Source organism: Ferrovibrio sp. MS7 (assembly GCF_038404985.1).
Taxonomy (GTDB): domain Bacteria; phylum Pseudomonadota; class Alphaproteobacteria; order Ferrovibrionales; family Ferrovibrionaceae; genus Ferrovibrio; species Ferrovibrio plantarum.
Genome location: NZ_JBBKBA010000002.1, coordinates 79,624 through 99,568 on the forward strand (window position 1 = coordinate 79,624; position 19,945 = coordinate 99,568).

The following is a 19,945-nucleotide window of genomic DNA, read 5'->3' on the forward strand; positions in this document are numbered from 1 at the left end:
CACGCCACTAGAAATTCGCCCGCAGCCAGCGGCCGATTCGTGCGATGGCACCGGTGGTTTCGACCTCCGGTTCCTCCAGACGAATGACGCGCTGCGCCTGTTCCTGCAGGGCATAGGTGAGCAAACCGGCGCAGGCCGAGAAGGCCGGGCCGCCTGTTGCCTCGGCCAATCCGCCAACGCGGATCGGGCGGCCGAGGCGAACCTGCTTGTCAAGCGTGCGGGCCGCCAGCTCGCGCACGCCTTGAAGTTGACTGGCACCGCCGGTGAGCACGACACGGCGCCCGGCGAGCTTTTCGAATCCGGAAGCGACGAGTCGCTCACGCACCTGCTCCAGAGTCTCCTCGACTCGCGGCTTGATGATGCCGGTGAGAATCGAACGCGGCACCGGATTCTGGGCATGCTCCTCGGTCTCGCCAACCTGGGGCACGTCGATCATCTCATTCTCGTCGGCCTGGCTCGGCAGCACGGTGCCGTAGAGGGTCTTAAGCCGCTCGGCATGGGCCAGCGGGGTGGAAAGGCCACGGGCGATGTCGTTGGTGACATGGGCGCCGCCCAGCGGGACAACGTCGGCATGCACCAACTGGCCGTCGTAGAACACCGCGAGGCTGGTGGTGCCGCCGCCCATGTCGATCAGGGTGACGCCGAGGTCCATCTCGTCTTCCACCAGGCAGGCGAGGCCCGAGGCGAAGGGGGCGATGACGCGGCCCGAAAGCCGCAGATGGCCGCGCGCGACGCAGGTGGCCAGATTGCGCAGCGGGCCCGAGGCGGCGGTGATCACATGCATGTTGACGCCGAGGCGCTCGGCGGCCATGCCGCGCGGCTCCTTGATGCCGCGCGAGCCGTCGATGGTGTAGCCGACCGGAATCGAATGCAGGATTTCGCGGTCGCCGGGCTGGTCCATGCGGCGGCCCTGCTCCAGCACGCGGGCGACATCGGCGTCGCTCACTTCATGGCCATCGATGGCCATTTCCACGCCCATGGTATGGCTCTGCGGGTTGCCGGCCGAGATGCTGACAAAGACATCGCGGATGGTCTCGCCGCACATCCGCTCGGCGGTCTCGACCGCGGCGCGGATCGAGCCTTCCGCCGCCTCCATGTCGATGACATTGCCGGAGCGCAGGCCGCGCGAAAGCTGGTGGCCGATGCCGATGACGCGGAGCGTGCCGCCATCGGCCCGGGCGATGAAACAGCAGACCTTGGACGAGCCCACATCCAGGCCGGCGATCAATCCATTACGCGATACCGCCATGTGCCTTCCCCTTCTTATGTCCGTTTCGCCGCCGGCTTCTTGGCCGGCGCGTTATTCGTGGTCGGCGGCACTGCTTCCGGCATCAGCTTGACGATGAGCCGGTCGTTGAGGCGCAGGTCCACGCTTTCCAAATCGCGCCGCAGCAGGCCGTGGCGCTGTTCCAGTTCGATCAGGCGGCGCCAGGCCAGTTCCGGAGTCTCCTCCGGCAGCTTGGCGATCACGCCATTGTCGAATTCGATATCCCAGCGGCGCTCGCGCACGCGGATGGCATTCACCACCCGGCGGCCCAGTACCGGCTCGGATTCCAGCATCGCGATCAGGGCGGCGGCCTGGTCCGAGGCGCCGGGGCCGACCAGGCGCAGCAGATGCGCGAATTCGATGCGGTCATCGTCATCCAGCACGCGGCCGTCGCGGTCGATCAGGCGCACCTGATGATCGATCTGCCAGCGCGCGAAAGGCTCGCGCTCCAGGATTTCGATATGCAGCGTATCGGGAAGCTGGCGCCACACGGCGGCGCTCTTCACCCAGCCCAGGCCCTCGACGCGCTTGCGCACGGCATCGAGGTCGACGGCCAGGATCGGATCGCCACGCTCGATCTCAACGGCAGCCAGCAGCGCATCCGGCGGCGTATGCTCACGACCCGTCACGCTGATATCGCCGACCCGCAGATCCACCAGCGCACCGGCCTCGCCGATGGCAAGCTGCACCTCGTTGCGGATCCGCTCCGGCCAGTCGGTGCGGAACCAGGTATAAGCACCACCACCGCCGAGCCCCAGCAGCAGGCCGAGCGCCAGCGTCCAGCGCACCCGGCGCCACAGCACGCTTTTCGGCTTCTTGCGCGCTGGCGGCAGCGGCCGGCAATAGCCCTTCGGGCGCTGCGGCGGCGGTACCGGCGCGCAGGGCGCGCAAGGACGGTCATCGGCCAGAACGACTAGCGATCGCATGAGGCGTCCTCCACCATCCAGCGCACCAGGGCACCGAAACCGATGCCATTATGCGCCGCGATCTCGGGCACCAGCGACAGCGGCGTCATGCCCGGCTGGGTGTTGATCTCCAGCAGGTAGAACTTGCCTGGCTCACCGGCCGTATCGTCATAGCGCCAATCGGCCCGCGTCACGCCGCGGCAGCCGAGCGCCAGATGTGCTTCCAGCGTCAGTGCGCAGACCTGCTCATAGGCATCCTTGTGGATCGGCGCCGGCATCAGATGCGTCGCCTTGCCGTCGGTATACTTGGCTTCGTAATCGTAGAAGCGGCCATGCGCCTTGATCTCGATGCCGCCGAGCACGCGATTGCCCATCACCGCCACCTGGATTTCGCGGCCGGCAATATAGCGTTCCACCAGCACGGTTTCGCCGAAGCGCCAGGAGGCATCGTCCTGCGGCTGGTAATTGTCGCCGGCAAACACGATATGCACGCCCACCGAGGAGCCCTCGTTGAGCGGCTTGATCACGTAAGGATGCGGCATCACCGGGCCGGCGGCGAAGGCTGAGCGGTGCACGACCTTGCCTTCCGCCAGCGGCAGGCCATGGCCGGCCCACACCGCCTTGGCCATCGGCTTGTTCATCGCCAGTGCCGAAGCCAGCACGCCGGAATGGGTGTAGGGAATGCCGATCACCTCGAGCAGGCCCTGCACCGTGCCATCCTCGCCATAGGGGCCGTGCAGCGCATTGAAGGCCACATCCGGCTTCACGCGCACCAATTGTTCGGCGAGGTCGCGGCCGACATCGATGGCGGTGACGCGGTAGCCCTCGCCTTCCAGCGCCTTGACGCAGGCACGGCCGGAGGTAAGCGACACCTCGCGCTCCGACGACCAGCCACCCATCAGCACGGCAACATGCTTGCTCATGGTGTGGTCTCCTCATCTTCATTCGCCGCCAGCGGCAGGCCGACGCGGCGGATTTCCCAATGCAGCTCGATGCCGCTCTGCTCTTTCACGCGCCGGCGCACGGTCTCGCCCAGCGTCTCCAGATCGGCGGCAGTCGCCTCGCCGCGATTGATCAGGAAATTGCAATGCTGCTCGCTCACCTGGGCATCGCCCATCACCAGGCCACGGCAGCCGGCGGCGTCAATCAGTTCCCAGGCCTTAGCCCCAGGCGGGTTGGCGAAGGTGGAGCCGCCGGTGGCGGTCTTGATCGGCTGCGTCGTCTCCCGCGACTTCTGGATTTCCGCCATGCGCGCGCCGATCTCGGCGCGATCGCCCGGGCGGCCCTTGAGGCGCGCGGCAAGGAAGATCCAGTCCGCCGGCACGCCGCAGAAGCGGTAGCCGAATTTAAGGTCGTCGGGCAGCAGGCGGTGGATGCGGCCCTGCGGATCGATGGCGCTGGCTTCCAGCACTACATCCCGCATCTCGGCGCCATACGCACCGGCATTCATGCGCAGGCCGCCGCCGATGGTGCCAGGAATGCCGCGCAGGAATTCCAGACCAGCCAAGCCGGCTTCCTGCGCCACCAGCGACACGCGCACATCGGAAGCGCCGGCGCCAGCTTCAACCACATCGCCATCAACGCGGATATCGGAAAAGCCTTTGGCGAGCCTGATGGTGACGCCCGGCAGGCCGCCATCACGCACCAGCAGGTTGGAGCCAACACCGATCACCGTCACCGGCACATCGGCGGGCTTGGCGGCCAGGAAGGCGGCAAGATCCTCAAGGTCGGCGGGCCGGAACAGCACTTCCGCCGGGCCGCCGACGCGGAACCAGGTGAGATCGGCCAGCGGCGCACGCGCGGTGTAGCTGCCGCGCGTGGCGGGCAGCTGCGCGATCAAGCCTTCCGCATCCATGCGCCGGGCCGCCATCATGCCGCCCCCATCAGCTTCTGCAATTCAGTCGGCAGGGCATTCGCCCAGGTGGTGATATTGCCAGCACCGAGGCAGACCACCATGTCGCCGGCCGTGGCCTCGCGCAGCACCAGCGGCGCCAGATGCTCCGGCGCATCCAGCGCGATCACCTTGCGATGGCCGCGCGCACGCAGGCCTTCCACCAGGGCATCGCGGCTGACGCCCTCGATCGGCGCCTCACCGGCAGCATAGACATCGGCAACGATCACCGTGTCGGCATCGTTGAAGCAGGCGCAGAAATCCTCGAACAGGTCGCGCAGCCGGGTGTAGCGATGCGGCTGCACCACGGCGATCACCTTGGCATTGGCATTGCCGGCGGTGGCCTGGCGCGCGGCGGCCAGCACGGCGGAGATTTCCACCGGATGATGGCCGTAATCGTCGATCACCGCGATGCCGCCGGCCTCGCCAGTGCGGGTGAAGCGGCGCTTCACGCCCTTGAAGCCGCCAAGCGCGCGGCGGATCACTTCCGGATCGAAGCCCATTTCGCGGGCGATCACCGCGACGACCAAGGAATTCTGAACATTGTGCTTGCCATACATCGGCAGCATCACGCCGGTTACGGTATCGATGGTTCCATCGACGCGGTTGGTGAACTGGATGTCGTAATGCGCACCAACGGAGTCGAAGCGCAGATTCACCGCGCGCACGTCGGCCTGCGGCGAGAAACCATAGGACACCACGCGGCGGTCGGTGATGCGGCCGATCATCGCCTGCACTTCCGGATGATCAATGCACATCGCGGCGAAGCCATAGAACGGCAGGCTCTCGACAAACTGCTTGAAGCCGTCGCGCACGCGGTCGAAGGTGCCGTAATGATCCAGGTGCTCGGGATCGATATTGGTCACCACTGCGATGGTGGCCGGCAGTTTCAGGAAGGTGCCGTCGCTCTCGTCGGCTTCGACCACCATCCACTCGCCGGCGCCCAGCCGCGCATTGGTGCCATAGGCATTGATGATGCCGCCGTTGATCACGGTGGGATCAAGCTGCGCCGCTTCCAGCAGGGCGGCGACCATCGAGGTGGTGGTGGTCTTGCCATGGGTACCGGCAATGGCGATGGCCCATTTCAGGCGCATCAGTTCGCCCAGCATCTCGGCGCGGCGCACCACCGGGATCAGGCGGGCACGCGCCGCCTTCACTTCCGGATTGTCCGGCTTCACGGCAGAGGAAATCACCAGCACCTCGGCGTCATTCACATTCGCCGCCGCATGGCCCTCGAACACCTTGATGCCGAGGTCGCGCAGGCGCTTGACGTTGTAGTTCGCCGAAATGTCGGAACCCTGCACCGTGTAGCCGAGATTGTGCATCACCTCGGCAATGCCCGACATGCCGATGCCGCCGATGCCGACGAAATGGATAATGCCGATATCGAGAGGCAACGCCCTCATGCCACACTCCTGGCTACGCTGGACTGATTGGAATTCGCCGCCACGCGCTCGACCAGATCGGCCAAAGCCATGGTGGCATCGGGCCGCCCCTGGGATTTGGCCGCCGCCGCCATGGCAACAAGGCCGGGGCCATTGCCAAGCAGGGCGGTCAATTCGCGGGTGGCGCGCTCGACAGTGAAATCATTCTGGCTGACGCGAATGGCGCCGCCCGCCCGCACCAGGGCTTCCGCGTTCGCGGTCTGGTGGTCGTCGGTGGCATGGGCATAGGGCACCAGCAGGGCCGGGCGGCCGATGGCGGCGATCTCGGCGGTGCTGGAAGCACCGGAACGGGTCACCAGCAGATGCGCAGCGGCAATGCGCTGCGCCACATCAGCGAAGAAGTTGTTGGTCTCTGCCGCGATGCCGGCCTCGGCATAGAGCGCGCGCACGCGCTCCAGGTCTTCCGGGCGGCATTGCTGCGTTACCCGCAGGCGACCACGCAGGTCTTCGGGCAGAGCGCTGAGCGCCGCCGGTACAATATCAGAGAAGATACGCGCACCCTGGCTGCCGCCCAGCACCAGCAGGCGGATTTCCTCGGCGGGCGCTTGATACGGCACGGCGGTGGCTTCCAGAATCGCCGGGCGCAGCGGATTGCCGGTGACGGCGGTGCGTGCATTGAGCGGCAGCAGATGGGTATTCTCGAAGCTGAGCGCAATCATGCCGGCGCGCTTGGCCAGCAGGCGGTTGACGCGACCGAGCACTGCATTCTGCTCATGCAACACGGTGGGGACGCCAAGCTGCGCCGCCGCCAGCATCAGTGGCAGCGACGGATAGCCGCCGAAGCCGACCGCGGCGATGGGCGGCAGATGCTGGATCAGCTTGCGCGCTTCCAGCACGCCGCGCCCGATGGCGAGAGCGGCCAGCGCCTTGCCGATCAGGCCCTTGCCGGTGGGCGTGGCGGACGAGACACGGTAGAGCGGCACATTCGCCATGCCCTTGCCGAAGCCGCTGCCGCGCGGATCGGTGACGAAAGCCACCTTATGGCCACGGCCAGTTAGCTCCGCCGCCAGCGCTTCCGCCGGGAAGACATGACCGCCGGTGCCGCCGGCCGCGAGGTAGATCGGGCCGGCCTTCATCGCGCCATACGCCTTATGTTGGTCATGCCGCTCATCGCACCATTCCGTGCTCTGGCCGCCAGCGCGTCAGCGCCAGCAGCATGCCCATGGCGAAAGCCAGCGCCAGCAGCGAGGAACCGCCATAGGAGATGAACGGCAGGGTCATGCCCTTGGTCGGCAGCAGATGCAGGTTGACGCCGATATTGATCACCGCCTGCAAGCCGAACTGCGTGGTGAGGCCAGCAGCAGCGAGCAGCACGAACAGGTTGTTCTCGGTCATCAGGCGGCCGAAGCAGCGCAGCACGATGAAGGCGAACACTGCCAGGATGAACAGGCAGGCGAACAGGCCGAATTCCTCGCCGGCAACCGCGAAAATGAAATCGGTATGGGCATCGGGCAGCACATTCTTCACCGCGCCCTCGCCCGGGCCGCGCCCGAACAGGCCGCCGGTGGAGAAAGCCTCCATGGCACGCTCGATCTGGTAATTCTCCTTGCCCGAGGGATCGAGGAACTTGTCGATGCGCGCCGCCACATGCGGCAGCAGCGAATAGGCGCCGAAGATGCCGGCGGCACCAAGGCCAGCCAGCACGATCACCAGCAGCATCGGCAGGCCGGCGATGAAGAACTGTGCTGCCCACACGGATGCCACCACCACCGCCATGCCAAGATCGGGCTGCAGCAGCAGCGTGCCGAGCACGATGGCGCAAAGGCCGGCGCTGATCGCCCAGCCCGGGAAACCATTGCCGCGCCGCCATTCAGCGAACAGCCAGGCGGAAACCACGGCGAAAGTCGGCTTGACGAATTCGGACGGCTGCAACGACACGCCAGCGAAGTAGATCCAGCGATGCGCGCCCTTCACTTCCATGCCGATCACGAAAGTGAGGAACATGCCGATCAGCGCGCCGATGAATACCAGCGTGGCAATGCGGCGCACGCCGAGCGGCGACAGTAGCGAGGTCGCCAGCATGATCAGCAAGGCCGGAATCAGGAAGACCAACTGGCGCTGCACGAAATGGAAGCTGGACAGACCGATGCGGTTGGCCACCGCCGGCGAGGCCGCGAGCGTGAGCACGCAGCCGACGATCACCAGCACCATCACCGACATCAGCAGCCAGCGGTCGACGGTCCACCACCAGCGGCCGACAATCGAGGTATCGGTGCGCGACAGCGTGATCATGCGGCGGCCCCCTTGGCCTGGCGTTCCTGAATCAGGCGGATGAATTCATCGCCACGATGCTCGAAGCTCTTGAACTGGTCATAGGAAGCGCAGGCCGGCGACAGCAGCAGCACGGCATTTTTCAGCTTCTCGCGCCGCGCCAGGGCAAGCGCCTGGTCGATAGCCGGCTCCAGGCTGCCGCTGAGCGTATGCGGCACATCGCGGCCCAGCGTGGCGGCGAAATCGTTGGCGGCATGGCCGATCAGGAAGGCATGGCGGATACGCGGGAAAAGCGGCTTCAAGGAGCCGATACCGCCTTCCTTGGCCTTGCCACCGGCAATCCAGTAGATCGTTTCGAAGCAGGCCAGCGCCTTCTCGGCGGCTTCCGCGTTGGTCGCCTTGGAATCATTGATGCAGGCGATGCCATCGATGCTGCCGACCTGCTGCAGGCGGTGCTTGAGGCCGGGGAAAGTCTCGATCGCCGAGAGGATCGCTTCGGCTTCCAGCCCGGCGGCACGCGCGGCGGCGAACACGGCGGCGATATTCTGGCCGTTATGCCTGCCGGGCAAAGCCGGGAAGCGCGACAGCTCGGCGACTTTCACGCCCTGTTCGTAGAGCACGCCATTCACCGCCGAAATGCCATCTTCCAGGATCTGCTCGGCGGAAATGGCGCAGATGGCGCGGCCGGATTGTTCATTGACCAGGTCGGCGTAGATGGCATGGCAGTAATCGTCGTCGATACCGATCACTGCGGTATCGCCTGCCGCCTGCCCCTGGAAGATGCGTGCCTTGATGGCGGCGTAATTCTCCATCGTGCCGTGACGGTCGAGATGATCCGGCGTGATGTTGAGCAGCACGGCGATGCGCGCCTGCCAGCCCGGCGTCAGGTCGATCTGGAACGACGACATCTCCAGCAGGTAGGCGCCGTCATCACCCAGGCGTTCGAGGTCCAGCACCGGCACACCGATATTGCCGCCGATGGCGATGCTGCGGCCGGCAGCCTTGAGCACATGGCCGAGCAAGGCCGTGGTGGTGGATTTGCCGTTGGTGCCGGTAATGCCGAAGACCACGGGGCTCAGTTCGCGCAGCAGCAGCTCGACATCGCCGATCACCGGTACGCCGACGCGCTTTGCTGCGGCAACGCAATCGTGCGGCACCGGATGGGTGAGCGGTACACCTGGCGCCAACACCAGGGCGGCGCAGCCGGCGAGCGTCGCGTCGTTCAGCGGCAACGTCTTGAAGCCGGCCTGTTCGGCGGCAAGGCGCGAGGCCTCGTTATCATCCCACAGCCGCACCTCGGCACCGCCGGCAACAAGCGCGCGCGCCGTGGCCAACCCGCTGCGCGCGAGGCCGAACACGGCGTGGGTGCTGCCTTTGCTATGCCGGAGTGCGATCATGCCCAGCGCCTCACCGCAGCTTCAGGGTGGCAAGGCCGGCAAGCGCCAGGATCACCGAGATGATCCAGAAGCGGATCACCACGGTCGGCTCTTTCCAGCCCTTCTTCTCGAAATGGTGATGCAGCGGCGCCATGCGGAAAACGCGCTTGCCGGTGAGCTTGAAGGAAGCCACCTGCACCATCACCGACACGGTTTCGAGCACGAACAGGCCGCCGATAATCGCCAGCACTAGTTCATGCTTGGTGATGACGCTAATGGTGCCGAGCGCGCCGCCGAGGCTGAGCGAGCCGGTATCGCCCATGAACACCATGGCCGGCGGGGCGTTGAACCACAGGAAGCCGATGCCGGCACCCACCAGCGCGCCGCACAGCACGGCCAATTCGCCCGAGCCCGGCACATAATGGATCTGCAGGTAATTGGCGAATACGGTGTTGCCAACCAAATACGAGATCAGGCCGAAGCTCGCCGCCGCGATCATCACCGGCACGATAGCGAGGCCATCGAGACCATCGGTGAGGTTGACCGCATTGGAGGCGCCGACGATGACGAACACCGCGAAGGGCAGCATGAACCAGCCGAGATTGACCAGCACATCCTTGAAGAACGGCACCGCCAGGCTGCCATTCAGCGGGGCTGGCATGATGGCGCCGATCCAGTAGGCCACGGCGGCGCTGATGACGATGGTGGCCAGCAGCTTGAGCTTGCCCGGCACGCCCTTGGGGTTCTGCTTCGTCACCTTGAGATAGTCGTCGGCAAAGCCGATCAGGCCGAAGCCGAAGGTGACGATCAGCACCGCCCAGACATAGCGGTTGGTCAGGTCGGCCCACAGCAGCGTGCCGGTGCCCATGCCGATCAGGATCAGGAAGCCGCCCATGGTCGGCGTGCCGCGCTTGGTCAGCAGGTGGCTTTCCGGGCCGTCATCGCGGATCGGCTGGCCCTTGCCCTGCTTGGCGCGCAGCCAGTTGATCAGCGGCTCGCCGATCACGAAACTCAGCACCATGGCGGTCATGATGGCGCCGCCGGTGCGGAAGGTGATGTAGCGGAACAGGTTGAACGGGGTGAATTCGTCCGCCAACGGGTAGAGCAGATGATACAGCATCCTGAAACTTTCCTTCGTTACCAGCCACTCGCGGCGCGGGGCGCCGGCGCAGCCGTCAACAGATTCTCCACCACCCGGCCCATGCGGCTGCCGAGCGATCCTTTCACCAGCAGCACATCGCCGGCGCGGATGGCGCCGCGCAAGCCGTCGATCAGGTCTTGCGAATTGGCGGCATGCACGCCGCGCAGCTTGGCCGGCAGCGCCTCATGCAGGCCCTGCATCATCGGCCCTGCCGTGAACACCAGGTCGATGCCGCTTTCCTGCAGCGGTTCGGCCAAGCCGATATGTGCGGCCTGCGCCTCGGCTCCGAGTTCCAGCATGTCGCCCAGCACCGCGATGCGGCGGCCGCGCGGCGATAACGGCTTGGCCATCGCCAACACGGTGAAGGCGGCGCGCATGCTGGCAGGGCTGGCGTTGTAGCTGTCGTCGATGATTTCGATCTGGCCATCGCGCCAGTCGCGCAGATGGCGTTCGCCCCGGCCCTTCGGTGCAGCGATGCTGGCCAGCGTCAGGCCGGCCTGGGCCAGATCGGCGCCCAGCACCTGCGCGGCGGCCAGCACGGCCAGGGAATTCAGCACCCAGTGGCGGCCTGGCGCACCGATCTTGTAGGTGATCGCCTGGCCCAGCACTTCCGCCGCCACGCAGGAGCAATTCGGATGCGCGGCATACTTGATCAGGCGCGACTGCGCTTCCGCATGCTCGCCGAAGCTGACGATCTCCGCGCCATGCTTCACAGCGGCAGCGGCCAGGCGGTCATAATAGGGATTGTCGCGGTTCAGCACGGCGATGCCGCCGGGCTCCAGCCCTTCCACGATCTCCGCCTTGGCATCGGCAATGCCGGCGACGCTATCGAAGAATTCCAGATGCACCGCTTCCACGGTGGTAATCACCGCCACATGTGGCCGTGCCAGCTTCGAGAGCGGGCGGATCTCGTCGGCATGGTTCATGCCCATCTCGATCACGGCATAGTGGCTATCCACCGGCATGCGCGCCAAGGTGAGCGGCACACCCCAATGATTGTTGAGATTGCCGAGCGAGGCATGGGTCGGGGCCTGTGCCGCGAGAATCTGGCGCAGCATTTCCTTGGTCGAGGTCTTGCCGACACTCCCGGTGACACCAACGACGCGGGCGCCGCAGCGCTGCCGCGCGGCCGCACCGAGATCGTTCAGCGCCTGGAAGGTATCGCGCACCAGCACCAGGTTGGCGCCCGGCGGCAGGCCTTCCGGGATACGGTCGACGATGGCGGCGGAGGCACCCTTGGCCAGCGCATCGGCAACGAAGCCATGGCCATCGAAATTCGGGCCCTTCAGCGCCACGAAGAGATCGCCGAAGGCAACGCTGCGGCTGTCGATGGAAATGCCCGATGCCGACCAGCGGGTTTCGGCGCGGCCCTTCACGGCAAGCGCCACTTCATCGGAAGTCCAGAGGGAGAAAGGTTCCATTAATCTTTACTCCCTTATGGTTCGATGCCCGAAGAAAACCCTGCGTCAGCCGCAGACACGGCTTCGCGGGCTTCTCCTGCATCATCGAAGGGACGGGTTTCCTTACCCACGATCTGGCCCTGCTCATGGCCCTTGCCGGCCAGCAGCAGCAGATCACCAGCACGCAGTTCAGCCACCGCCGCGCGGATCGCCGCATGGCGGTCGCCGATCTCGATGGCGCCCGGGCAGGCGGCGAGAATGGCAGCACGGATCGCGGCCGGCTCCTCGCTGCGCGGATTGTCGTCGGTGACATAAACACGGTCGGCCAGCCGCGCGGCGATCTCACCCATCAGCGGGCGCTTGCCCTTGTCGCGGTCGCCGCCGCAACCGAACACCACCACCAGGCGGGCAGCGGCATGCGGGCGCGCGGCCTTGAGCGCGGTTTCCAGCGCATCGGGCTTGTGGGCGTAATCGACGAACACGGCAGCGCCGTTCTTGCGCGTGGCGGCAAGCTGCATGCGGCCCGGCACGCCTTGAATCCCCGCCAGCGCGGCAATTGCCTTGGCAGTATCGGCACCGGCGCCGATCACCAGGCCCAGCGCGGCCAGCAGGTTGCCGGCCTGGAAGCCGCCGATCAGCGGGCAATCGATTTCATGTTCGGCACCGAAAGCAGCAAAGCGGAAACGCAGGCCCCCGGCATGCGGCTGGCTGGCGATCAGCCGCAGCTCCTCGCCCCTCCGGCCATAGCGGATCAGGCGCTGGCCGCGCGCCGCGGCAATCTCGGCAACACGGGCACCATGCTCGCTGTCCATGTCGATCACCGCCACGCCATCGACGGGCAGCAACTCGCTGAACAGCCGCAGCTTGGCGGCGAAGTAATGCTCGACCGTCGGATGGTAGTCCATATGGTCGCGGCTGAGATTGGTGAAGGCGGCGGCGCGGATGCTCACGCCATCGAGGCGGAACTGGTCCAGGCCGTGGCTGGAGGCTTCGAGCGCCAGATGGGTGCAGCCGGCTTCAGCGGCGCGATGCAACAGGCGGTGCAGTTCCACCGGATCCGGCGTGGTGTTCGGCACTTTTTCAAACACGCCCGGGGCGATCAGGCCCAGCGTGCCGAGGCTGGCGGCACGCTCGCCCATGATGGTCCAGAGCTGCTGGGCGAAATTCGCCACCGAGGTCTTGCCGCTGGTGCCGGTGACGGCAACGATGGCTTTCGGCTGCGCGCCGAAGAAGGCGGCGGCCATCAGCGCCAGGCGGCGGCGCGGGTTGGCATCGGCAATAAAAGCAACACGCTCGGCATAAGCCGGATCGACGCTGTCGCTCAACACCGCCACGGCGCCTTTCTCGGCGGCATCGGGAATGAAGCGGCGGCCATCCATGGCACTGCCCTGCAATGCCGCGAACAGGAAGCCCGGACGCACGGCGCGGCTATCGGCAGTGAGGCCGACGATGTCGAGCCCCGCGATCCGCGGATCTAGCCGCAGGTCGGTGCAAAGCTCATTGAGACGCAATTTTCTTCTCCTGCGTCCGCACGCCGGTCACCGGCACATACATGGCTTGCTTGAGGTCCGGTGCATTCTCGTCCACCGGCGGCACGCCGAGCAGCGGCGCGATGCGCGAAATGATGCGCCCAGCCGTCGGCGCCGAAGTCCAGCCGGCCGTGGCAAAACCATAGGTGCCCTTCTGCGGCTTCGGCTCGTCGATCATCACCTGCACGAGGTAGCGCGGCTTATGCATCGGGAAGCCGGCGACGAAGGTGTTGAACAGCGCCTTGCGATTATAGCCGCCGCGCGCACCGATCTTTTCCGAGGTGCCGGTCTTGCCGCCGACGAGATAGCCTTCCACATCGGCCTTCTTGCCGGTGCCCTCTTCCACCACCAGCAGCATCAGCTTGCGCATCACGTCCGATACTTCCGGCTTGATCACCTGGCGGCCCGGCACCGGCAGGCCCGGCGGACGCTTCACCAGAGTGGGCGGATGCAGCACGCCGCCATTGATCATCGCGGCGGTAGCGGTAGCGAGTTGCAGCGGCGTCACCGACAGGCCATGGCCGAAGGCAATGGTCATGGTTTCGACGGTCTTCCAGTTGCGCGGGATCAGCGGCGCGCCGATTTCGGGCAGTTCCAGCGCCACCTTGTTCAGCATGCCGATCTTGCCCATGAATTCGCGCTGCAAATTCGGGCCGACATCGACGGCCATCTTGGCCGAACCGATGTTGGAGGAATACATGTAGATTTCCGGCACGCTGAGCCAGCGGCGCTTCGGATGATCGTCGCGAATCTGGAAGCGGGAAATCTGGATCGGGTTGGTAGCGTCATAGCCGCCCGAGAGCTTCACCGTGCCATAATCCAGCGCCATGGCGGTATTCAGCGTCTTCATGGTCGAGCCCATTTCGTAGACGCCAAGCGTGATGCGGTTGAAGCGCGCATCCTTGGAGGCTTCGCCCGGATTGAGCGGGTCGAAATCCGGCAGGCTGACCAGCGACACGATCTCGCCGGTATGAATATCGAGCACGATGGCGCCGCCGCCGATGGCTTCGAAGAACTGCACCGCCTTGGAGAGTTCGTCGCGCACGATATGCTGCACACGGATGTCGATGCTGAGTTCCAGTGGGTCGCCGGTGCGGGCGGGATCGCGCAGGCTGTCGTCGAAATACTGCTCGATGCCGGCAATGCCCTTGCCGTCGATATCGGTATAGCCGAGCACATGCACCGCCAGATTGCCCTGCGGATAGACGCGCTTCTGCTCGGTGTGGAAATACAGGCCCGGAATGCCGAGGCGGTTCACTTCATATTGCTGGCGCGGCGTCAGGTTGCGCTTGATCCACACGAAGCTCTTGCCCGGCGCCAGCTTGTTCTGCAGGTCGGCAACGGTGAATTCCGGCAGGGTCTGGGCCAGCCGCACCGCCGCCTGATCCGGATTGATGATCTTGCGCGGATCGGCGAACAGCGAGGCGGTCTTGAGGTTGGTCGCCAGCATCTGGCCGTTGCGATCCACCACCGGCTGACGCTCCATCAGCACGGTCTTGGCCAGCAATTCCAGATTGCTGCCGCGCGCCACGGCGGGTTCCGACACGCCCTTGATCGCGGTGAGCCACACCAGGCGACCTGCCAGGACGCAGAACAGCAGCGAGAACAGCGCGATGCCGATGACCAGGCGCGAGCGGCCGGTTTCCAGCGCCTGCTTGGTCTCGCCTTCCAGCTTCACCAGGGCCGGACGGCCGGGAATATCGGCGGGCGTGCAGGGCGGGCGCGGCTTCGGGGTGCGGCGGAACAGTGCCATCAGCGCAGCCCCCGCTTCTTGTCGTCGGCCGGCTTGTCGCTGCTGCCGCGCATGGCGCCGAGCACGGCAGCCACATCGCCATCCATATCGTCAAGCGTCGCCGCCTGCTTGGCCGCCACCGGCTGCGCCACAGCGAGCGCCTGAGCCTGCGGCGCCTGAACTTGCGGCACTTGGACTTGCTGAGCCGGCATGGGAGCAGCCTGAACTGGAGCCTGCGGCGCGGCAGCCACGGCGGCCGGCGCCGGCTGAGCCGGCATGGCGACCGGCGGCGCGACGCGCTCCTGGCGCCAGGGCAGGTCCTCGATGCGGGTGATCTGCCGCGCGGTAGCCGGCTTCATGTCGAGCAGGCGCTGCGCCTTGTCCTGCAGGTATTCCGGACGCGCCAGGTAGCTCCACTCGGCCTGCAGCACGCCGATGGTCTCGCGCTCCTGGCCCAAAGCGCGGTTGAGTTCCACCAGTTCGTCTTCCAGGCGCTGCACTTCATAGGAAAGCTGGTACAGACCGAAGGCGACGATGCCGAGCAGCAGCAGGGCAATGAAGGAGAAACCGCGGCTCATGCGGCCTCCTGCATGTCGTCGGCCGGCCAGGCGGCGGCGTCGGTGCGGCGGGCGGCGCGCAGCTTGGCCGAGCGGGCACGCGGATTGGCTTCCGCTTCCTGTTCGCCTGCCGTGATCGCGCCCTTGTGGATCGGGGCGAAGGACGGCGCGCGGACGGCGGCGGGATTTTCCGGCAGATGGCGCGAGGTGCCGCCGCCCTTGCCGGCGCGGCGGTCGAGAAACTGCTTCACTACGCGGTCTTCCAGCGAATGGAACGACACCACGGCGAGGCGGCCATCGGGCTTGAGCAGGCGTTCTGCCGCCAGCAGGCCACGGCGCAGTTCGCCCAGTTCGTCATTCACATGGATGCGCAACGCCTGGAAGGTGCGGGTGGCCGGATGATGGCCGGGCTTGCCGCGTACCACGCGGGCAACGATGGCGGCGAGTTGCAGCGTGCGGGTGATCGGGGCCTCGGCACGCGCCTTGACGATGGCGCGGGCGATGGCGCGCGAGCGATGCTCCTCGCCATAGAGATAGATGATATCGGCCAGCTCGGCCTCGTCGCGGCTGTTCACCACATCGGCGGCGCTCTCGCCGCTTGAGGCATCCATGCGCATGTCCAGCGGGCCATCCTGCTGGAAGGAAAAGCCGCGCTCAGCCTGGTCGAGCTGCATCGAGGAAACGCCGATATCCAGCGTCACGCCATCGACACCATCGATGCCCTCATCGGCCAGCAATTCCGCCATGGCGCCGAAACGGCCGCGCAGCAGGCGGAAGCGGCCCGGATGCGCCGCACCAACCCGCGCGGCATGCATCTCCACGGTGGGATCGCGGTCGATGCCATAGACCTTGCAATCCGCCGCCGCCAACAACGCGCCGGAATACCCCCCGGCACCAAACGTACCATCCACGAAAACCTCGCCATCGCGCGGCGCCAAGGCTGCAACAACTTCCGCGCAGAGAACGGGAAGATGCATGGCCTTTGCGGCAGGATCATGGCCGAAGCCAGAGGCCATGCCGGCGCTCACGATATCGCCCCCGATTTCAACTGCGTCTTGAGCCGCGCCTTGGCCGCCGCATCGCGCTCGGCCCAGGCCTTCGGCTCCCAAAGCTGGAAATTGCGGCCACGACCGACGAACACCGCCTCGCCCGGCGCGGCTAGGCCGGCATGCTCGAGCAAAGCCTGCGGCAGCACGATGCGGCCTTCGCCGTCGAACTGCGCCAGGGTCAGGGAAGCCAGCAGGGTGTCTTCAAGGTCGGCGCGCTCGGCGGAGAATTCCGGCATCGCGGCGATGCGGCCATGCACGCCCTTGAGATACTCGTTGCCGCCCGCCACCAGGGCGCGGGCTTCGTAGGTGGCATCAGCCACCCAGTCAGGGCCGAGATAGACGCCGCCTTCGGGACCCTGGCGGCCGAGCAGGGCGCGGAACGGCGCAGGCACGGAAATCCGCCCCTTGGCATCGATCCGATTCCGAAATGTGGAGAGGAAAACTTCCACAATGCCCCCCAAAAGCCGTCGAAACGGCCCGCTGCCCCGCCCAAAGGCCGGAAATACTGCCCCTTTGGGATGTTATGGGATAGCATGGGCTAGGATGGGCGTCAATGGAGAATGATTGGGCCGGCATGGCGATTCGGCCTAAAGATTTCAGAAACTTGGCTGCGGTAGCTCACCTGGGCAATGCCTTGTTTTGTTCTCGTTCCTTTGGGGAAGAATGAACCCTTGCCGGGGGGGCGCGGGAGCCGCTACACCGGGGGACATAGACCGGAGGAACGAGTGCGCTTCAGTCCCCCTGCCCTAGCGACCCTGGCCCGCCTGGCCCTGCTGGCTGTCCTGCCGCTGCTTGCCGCTGCCATACCGGCCGCGCGGGCCCAGATCGGCATCAATGAATTCCTGCCGCGCCAAGCCCCGGCACTGAAGCGTTTTTCCGTCGTCGCCAGCACCGCCAACAACCAATGCCTCACGGTGCAGCCGACAGGCAGCGACATCACCCGGCTGCGCCCCGATGTGCTGCTGAGCCCCTGCGAATTCAGCATCGACAACCAGACTCAGGGCTTCTTCATCACCCGCACGGTGCGCGAGCGGAACCAGATATTCTTCGCCGCCAATCCGGCCTATTGCCTGGCCATGGATCCGCGCAACCGCCGCCTTGTCGCGGTGGCCTGCGGTGTCAACGCCGAGATGTTCGCGGCCAATCCGCAGCATTTCGAATTGCGCCGCGGCGGCCTGGCCGTGGTCACCGACAGCGGCGAGGCCTGGTGCGTGGATACCCGCGCCAGAGAAGGCTTTTCGCAACTTTTCGAGCCGTATTTCATGCCCTGCCCGAGCCAGATCGGCGAGGCCTTCATGATGCGCGTGAATCGATAAATACAATGGTGCCAGACGGCCTGTAAGCCGGGTTCTGTCCACCCACTTGCGTGGGCTGTACGGCCATTCCTCTGGGACATCCGTTGCCGGATGCCTCGCGCGACCGACCCGGATGGCAGGCCGGAAAAAGCCTCGCCTGCTTGCGCAAGCCGCCATCCCTATTTGGTCTTGCTCCCGGTGGGGTTTGCCATGCCGCTCCTGTTGCCAGGCGCGCGGTGCGCTCTTACCGCACCTTTTCACCCTTGCCGCCGGCATTGCTGGCGGCGGCGGTCTGTTCTCTGTGGCACTGTCCCTGGGGTCGCCCCCGCCGGGTGTTACCCGGCACCGCTTTTCCGTGGAGCCCGGACTTTCCTCGCCCCCGAAAGAGCGCGGCCGTCCAGCCATCTGGCACCGCCGCGAGCAATAGACCCGCGAGGCGCCAGTATCAAGCGCCCAGTTTAAGCTCTTTGCGCGATGTGGTGAATCAGGCTGGTGGTTTCCGGATCGGCGATGCCGTCGATCCGCGCCGGCCGCCAATGGCGCTGGAAAGCGCGCACCACCGTCTCGGTCAGCGGGTCATAGATGCCGCTGCCCTCGATGCCGTAGCCGATGCGGTCGAGCGCCACCTGCAGGTCCACCACAGCCCCGCTTTTCATGCCCGGGCGCAGTTCCGGCGCATGCGGCGAGGGGCGGAATTCGGGGCTGGGCCACAGGCCGAAGCCGGCCTGCGCCAGCCGCGCCCAGGGGAACAGTTCGCCCGGATCTTCCTTGCGTTGCGGTGCCACGTCGGAATGGCCGATGAACCCGGCGGCCGGAATCGAATGCCGCGTCTTGATCTGCTGCAGCAACGGCAGCAAAGCCGCGATCTGTGCTTCCGGGAACGGCCGGTAGCCGAATTCATGGCCGGGATTGACCAGTTCGATGCCGATGGAGCGCGCGTTCACATCGCGGATGCCGCGCCAGAAAGCGACGCCGGCATGCCAGGCGCGCGCCTCTTCCGCCACCAGCCGGGTGATCGTGCCATCCTCGTCGACCACGTAATGCGCCGAAACCTTGGCTTCCGCATCGGTCAGGCGGTTCAAGGCCGCTTCCGCCGTCTGCATGCCGGTATAATGCAGCACCACCATATCCACCGGCTTGCGGCACCGGCGTTCGTCGAAATTCGGCGAGGCGCGCTCGAGCATGGTCACTACATCCGTCATGCCCTCAACTCCACTTAATCCGAACCAGCTTTGACCTTCGCTGCCGCCAGCGCGGCGCGTTCTTCCACACTCTGCGCCGGCTTCTTGTCGGCAATCTGGCTATCGCGCAGGGTAACGATCAGCACGCCCAGCAGGGTGATCGCGGCGCCGATCAGCGCCCGTTCGCTCAGGCGCTCTCCCAGGATGATGACGCTGAACAGGATGCCCATCACCGGCGCCATGGTCACACCCGGATTGACCAGGGCGACGGGGTAAAGCCGCAGCAGGTAATAGACGCCGCCATGGCCAAACAGCGACACGCCGATGATCGAATAGGCCAGCAACGACCATTCGCCCCAGCCGGCGGCCTGTGTTGCCTGCCATTGACCCTGTTCGAAGAAATACGACAGCAGCAGCAGGCCGGGCGCAGAAGCCACGCCGATCCAGGCCTGCATCGCCAGCGGATCGACATGCTGGATACGGCGCACCAGCACTTGGCCGTAGGACATGGATACCATTGCCAGCAGGCAGATCAGCAGCGCCATGCCATAGGTCAGGATGGCGGGATCGAAGCTCATCACCACCGAGCCGATGAAGGCCAGCGCGATGCCAAGGCCACGGCGCCAGCGCACCGTTTCGCCCAGCATCAGCCAGGCCAGCAGGGCCGATACCGGCCCTCCAAGCTGCACGATCACGGCGATGACCGAAACATCATGCGCCATCTTGATGGCATTGAACATCAGCGCGAAATGCAGCGTGCCCATGAACAGTGCGATCTGCAGCACCAGGCTCATCTGCCCCTTATGCAGCTTCAGCCAGGGCAGCAGCAGCAGCCCGAGCCCGAGGAAGCGCAGGCCGGTGAAAAAGATCGGCGGGAAGTGGCCAACGGCGAGTTTCGAGGCAACGAAATTGAAGCCCCAGACGGCGCAAATGGATATAAGCAGCAAAAGGTGCAGGGGACGCATC

At 65.9% G+C, this 19,945-nt stretch carries 18 protein-coding genes and 1 other RNA gene; 1 reads left to right on the plus strand and 18 read right to left on the minus strand.

All coding sequences use genetic code 11. The features are described 5' to 3' along the window. Nucleotides 1–7: 7 nt before the first annotated feature. The 15 genes from ftsA to V6B08_RS13800 are packed head-to-tail and all read right to left on the minus strand — an operon-like array spanning nucleotide 8 to nucleotide 16,895. Nucleotides 8–1,249: a cell division protein FtsA gene (gene ftsA / locus V6B08_RS13730; protein WP_341981809.1), complete on the minus strand. Its 1,242-nt coding sequence runs from the start codon at nucleotides 1,247–1,249 to the stop codon at nucleotides 8–10. 14 nt (nucleotides 1,250–1,263) lie between these two features. Next, complete coding sequence (locus V6B08_RS13735; RefSeq protein ID WP_341981811.1) at nucleotides 1,264–2,193, minus strand: cell division protein FtsQ/DivIB; 930 nt, start codon at nucleotides 2,191–2,193, stop codon at nucleotides 1,264–1,266. Further along, a complete protein-coding gene (locus V6B08_RS13740) occupies nucleotides 2,181–3,095 on the minus strand; it encodes a D-alanine--D-alanine ligase (RefSeq protein WP_341981813.1) in 915 nt (304 codons plus the stop codon). The genes V6B08_RS13735 and V6B08_RS13740 overlap by 13 nt, the downstream gene beginning before the upstream one ends. Beyond that, complete coding sequence (gene murB, locus V6B08_RS13745; RefSeq protein ID WP_440588815.1) at nucleotides 3,092–4,045, minus strand: UDP-N-acetylmuramate dehydrogenase; 954 nt, start codon at nucleotides 4,043–4,045, stop codon at nucleotides 3,092–3,094. The genes V6B08_RS13740 and murB overlap by 4 nt, the downstream gene beginning before the upstream one ends. After that, complete coding sequence (gene murC, locus V6B08_RS13750) at nucleotides 4,042–5,469, minus strand: UDP-N-acetylmuramate--L-alanine ligase (protein WP_341981815.1); 1,428 nt, start codon at nucleotides 5,467–5,469, stop codon at nucleotides 4,042–4,044. The genes murB and murC overlap by 4 nt, the downstream gene beginning before the upstream one ends. Further along, entirely contained in the window at nucleotides 5,466–6,584 is a 1,119-nt protein-coding gene (gene murG / locus V6B08_RS13755; protein ID WP_341981817.1) for an undecaprenyldiphospho-muramoylpentapeptide beta-N-acetylglucosaminyltransferase, read from the minus strand. The genes murC and murG overlap by 4 nt, the downstream gene beginning before the upstream one ends. A 31-nt stretch (nucleotides 6,585–6,615) precedes the next feature. Beyond that, complete coding sequence (gene ftsW, locus V6B08_RS13760) at nucleotides 6,616–7,740, minus strand: putative lipid II flippase FtsW (protein ID WP_341981819.1); 1,125 nt, start codon at nucleotides 7,738–7,740, stop codon at nucleotides 6,616–6,618. Continuing rightward, complete coding sequence (gene murD / locus V6B08_RS13765) at nucleotides 7,737–9,116, minus strand: UDP-N-acetylmuramoyl-L-alanine--D-glutamate ligase (protein ID WP_341981821.1); 1,380 nt, start codon at nucleotides 9,114–9,116, stop codon at nucleotides 7,737–7,739. The genes ftsW and murD overlap by 4 nt, the downstream gene beginning before the upstream one ends. Nucleotides 9,117–9,126: 10 nt before the next feature. After that, nucleotides 9,127–10,215: a phospho-N-acetylmuramoyl-pentapeptide-transferase gene (mraY, locus tag V6B08_RS13770; protein ID WP_341981823.1), complete on the minus strand. Its 1,089-nt coding sequence runs from the start codon at nucleotides 10,213–10,215 to the stop codon at nucleotides 9,127–9,129. Nucleotides 10,216–10,232: 17 nt separating this feature from the next. Next, a complete protein-coding gene (locus V6B08_RS13775) occupies nucleotides 10,233–11,657 on the minus strand; it encodes a UDP-N-acetylmuramoylalanyl-D-glutamyl-2,6-diaminopimelate--D-alanyl-D-alanine ligase (protein WP_341981826.1) in 1,425 nt (474 codons plus the stop codon). A gap of 14 nt (nucleotides 11,658–11,671) precedes the next feature. Then, complete coding sequence (locus tag V6B08_RS13780) at nucleotides 11,672–13,147, minus strand: UDP-N-acetylmuramoyl-L-alanyl-D-glutamate--2,6-diaminopimelate ligase (RefSeq protein ID WP_341981828.1); 1,476 nt, start codon at nucleotides 13,145–13,147, stop codon at nucleotides 11,672–11,674. Further along, the gene (locus V6B08_RS13785; RefSeq protein WP_341981830.1) at nucleotides 13,134–14,918 is read right to left on the minus strand and encodes a peptidoglycan D,D-transpeptidase FtsI family protein; all 1,785 of its coding nucleotides are present in this window, start codon (nucleotides 14,916–14,918) and stop codon (nucleotides 13,134–13,136) included. Before V6B08_RS13785 ends, V6B08_RS13780 begins: the two co-directional genes overlap by 14 nt. Next, entirely contained in the window at nucleotides 14,918–15,475 is a 558-nt protein-coding gene (ftsL, locus tag V6B08_RS13790; protein WP_341981832.1) for a cell division protein FtsL, read from the minus strand. The genes V6B08_RS13785 and ftsL overlap by 1 nt, the downstream gene beginning before the upstream one ends. Beyond that, nucleotides 15,472–16,470: a 16S rRNA (cytosine(1402)-N(4))-methyltransferase RsmH gene (gene rsmH / locus V6B08_RS13795; RefSeq protein ID WP_341983488.1), complete on the minus strand. Its 999-nt coding sequence runs from the start codon at nucleotides 16,468–16,470 to the stop codon at nucleotides 15,472–15,474. The genes ftsL and rsmH overlap by 4 nt, the downstream gene beginning before the upstream one ends. A gap of 8 nt (nucleotides 16,471–16,478) precedes the next feature. After that, nucleotides 16,479–16,895 carry a division/cell wall cluster transcriptional repressor MraZ gene (locus V6B08_RS13800; RefSeq protein WP_341981834.1) on the minus strand — a complete coding sequence of 139 codons (417 nt, stop codon included), beginning with the start codon at nucleotides 16,893–16,895 and terminating at the stop codon, nucleotides 16,479–16,481. A gap of 333 nt (nucleotides 16,896–17,228) precedes the next feature. Here V6B08_RS13800 and V6B08_RS13805 point away from each other — a divergent pair, with 333 nt between their 5' ends. Beyond that, nucleotides 17,229–17,819: a hypothetical protein gene (locus tag V6B08_RS13805; protein ID WP_341981836.1), complete on the plus strand. Its 591-nt coding sequence runs from the start codon at nucleotides 17,229–17,231 to the stop codon at nucleotides 17,817–17,819. A 7-nt stretch (nucleotides 17,820–17,826) separates the two neighbouring features. Here V6B08_RS13805 and rnpB read toward each other — a convergent pair. From rnpB to V6B08_RS13820, 3 genes are all read right to left on the minus strand, one after another. Next, nucleotides 17,827–18,207, minus strand: an RNA gene (rnpB, locus tag V6B08_RS13810) — RNase P RNA component class A. A gap of 49 nt (nucleotides 18,208–18,256) precedes the next feature. Continuing rightward, complete coding sequence (locus tag V6B08_RS13815) at nucleotides 18,257–19,000, minus strand: peptidoglycan recognition protein family protein (protein ID WP_341981838.1); 744 nt, start codon at nucleotides 18,998–19,000, stop codon at nucleotides 18,257–18,259. Nucleotides 19,001–19,014: 14 nt separating this feature from the next. Further along, nucleotides 19,015–19,944 carry a DMT family transporter gene (locus V6B08_RS13820; protein ID WP_341981840.1) on the minus strand — a complete coding sequence of 310 codons (930 nt, stop codon included), beginning with the start codon at nucleotides 19,942–19,944 and terminating at the stop codon, nucleotides 19,015–19,017. Nucleotide 19,945: the final 1 nt, after the last annotated feature.

Excerpts from the sequence above, each read along its gene's own strand:
- ftsA (WP_341981809.1), bottom strand. The coding sequence starts at position 1,249 with ATGGCGGTATCGCGTAATGGATTGATCGCCGGCCTGGATGTGGGCTCG.
- V6B08_RS13735 (WP_341981811.1), bottom strand. The coding sequence starts at position 2,193 with ATGCGATCGCTAGTCGTTCTGGCCGATGACCGTCCTTGCGCGCCCTGC.
- V6B08_RS13740 (WP_341981813.1), bottom strand. The coding sequence starts at position 3,095 with ATGAGCAAGCATGTTGCCGTGCTGATGGGTGGCTGGTCGTCGGAGCGC.
- murB (WP_440588815.1), bottom strand. The coding sequence starts at position 4,045 with ATGATGGCGGCCCGGCGCATGGATGCGGAAGGCTTGATCGCGCAGCTG.
- murC (WP_341981815.1), bottom strand. The coding sequence starts at position 5,469 with ATGAGGGCGTTGCCTCTCGATATCGGCATTATCCATTTCGTCGGCATC.
- murG (WP_341981817.1), bottom strand. The coding sequence starts at position 6,584 with ATGAAGGCCGGCCCGATCTACCTCGCGGCCGGCGGCACCGGCGGTCAT.
- ftsW (WP_341981819.1), bottom strand. The coding sequence starts at position 7,740 with ATGATCACGCTGTCGCGCACCGATACCTCGATTGTCGGCCGCTGGTGG.
- murD (WP_341981821.1), bottom strand. The coding sequence starts at position 9,116 with ATGATCGCACTCCGGCATAGCAAAGGCAGCACCCACGCCGTGTTCGGC.
- mraY (WP_341981823.1), bottom strand. The coding sequence starts at position 10,215 with ATGCTGTATCATCTGCTCTACCCGTTGGCGGACGAATTCACCCCGTTC.
- V6B08_RS13775 (WP_341981826.1), bottom strand. The coding sequence starts at position 11,657 with ATGGAACCTTTCTCCCTCTGGACTTCCGATGAAGTGGCGCTTGCCGTG.
- V6B08_RS13785 (WP_341981830.1), bottom strand. The coding sequence starts at position 14,918 with ATGGCACTGTTCCGCCGCACCCCGAAGCCGCGCCCGCCCTGCACGCCC.
- ftsL (WP_341981832.1), bottom strand. The coding sequence starts at position 15,475 with ATGAGCCGCGGTTTCTCCTTCATTGCCCTGCTGCTGCTCGGCATCGTC.
- rsmH (WP_341983488.1), bottom strand. The coding sequence starts at position 16,470 with ATGGCCTCTGGCTTCGGCCATGATCCTGCCGCAAAGGCCATGCATCTT.
- V6B08_RS13815 (WP_341981838.1), bottom strand. The coding sequence starts at position 19,000 with ATGACGGATGTAGTGACCATGCTCGAGCGCGCCTCGCCGAATTTCGAC.
- V6B08_RS13820 (WP_341981840.1), bottom strand. The coding sequence starts at position 19,944 with ATGCGTCCCCTGCACCTTTTGCTGCTTATATCCATTTGCGCCGTCTGG.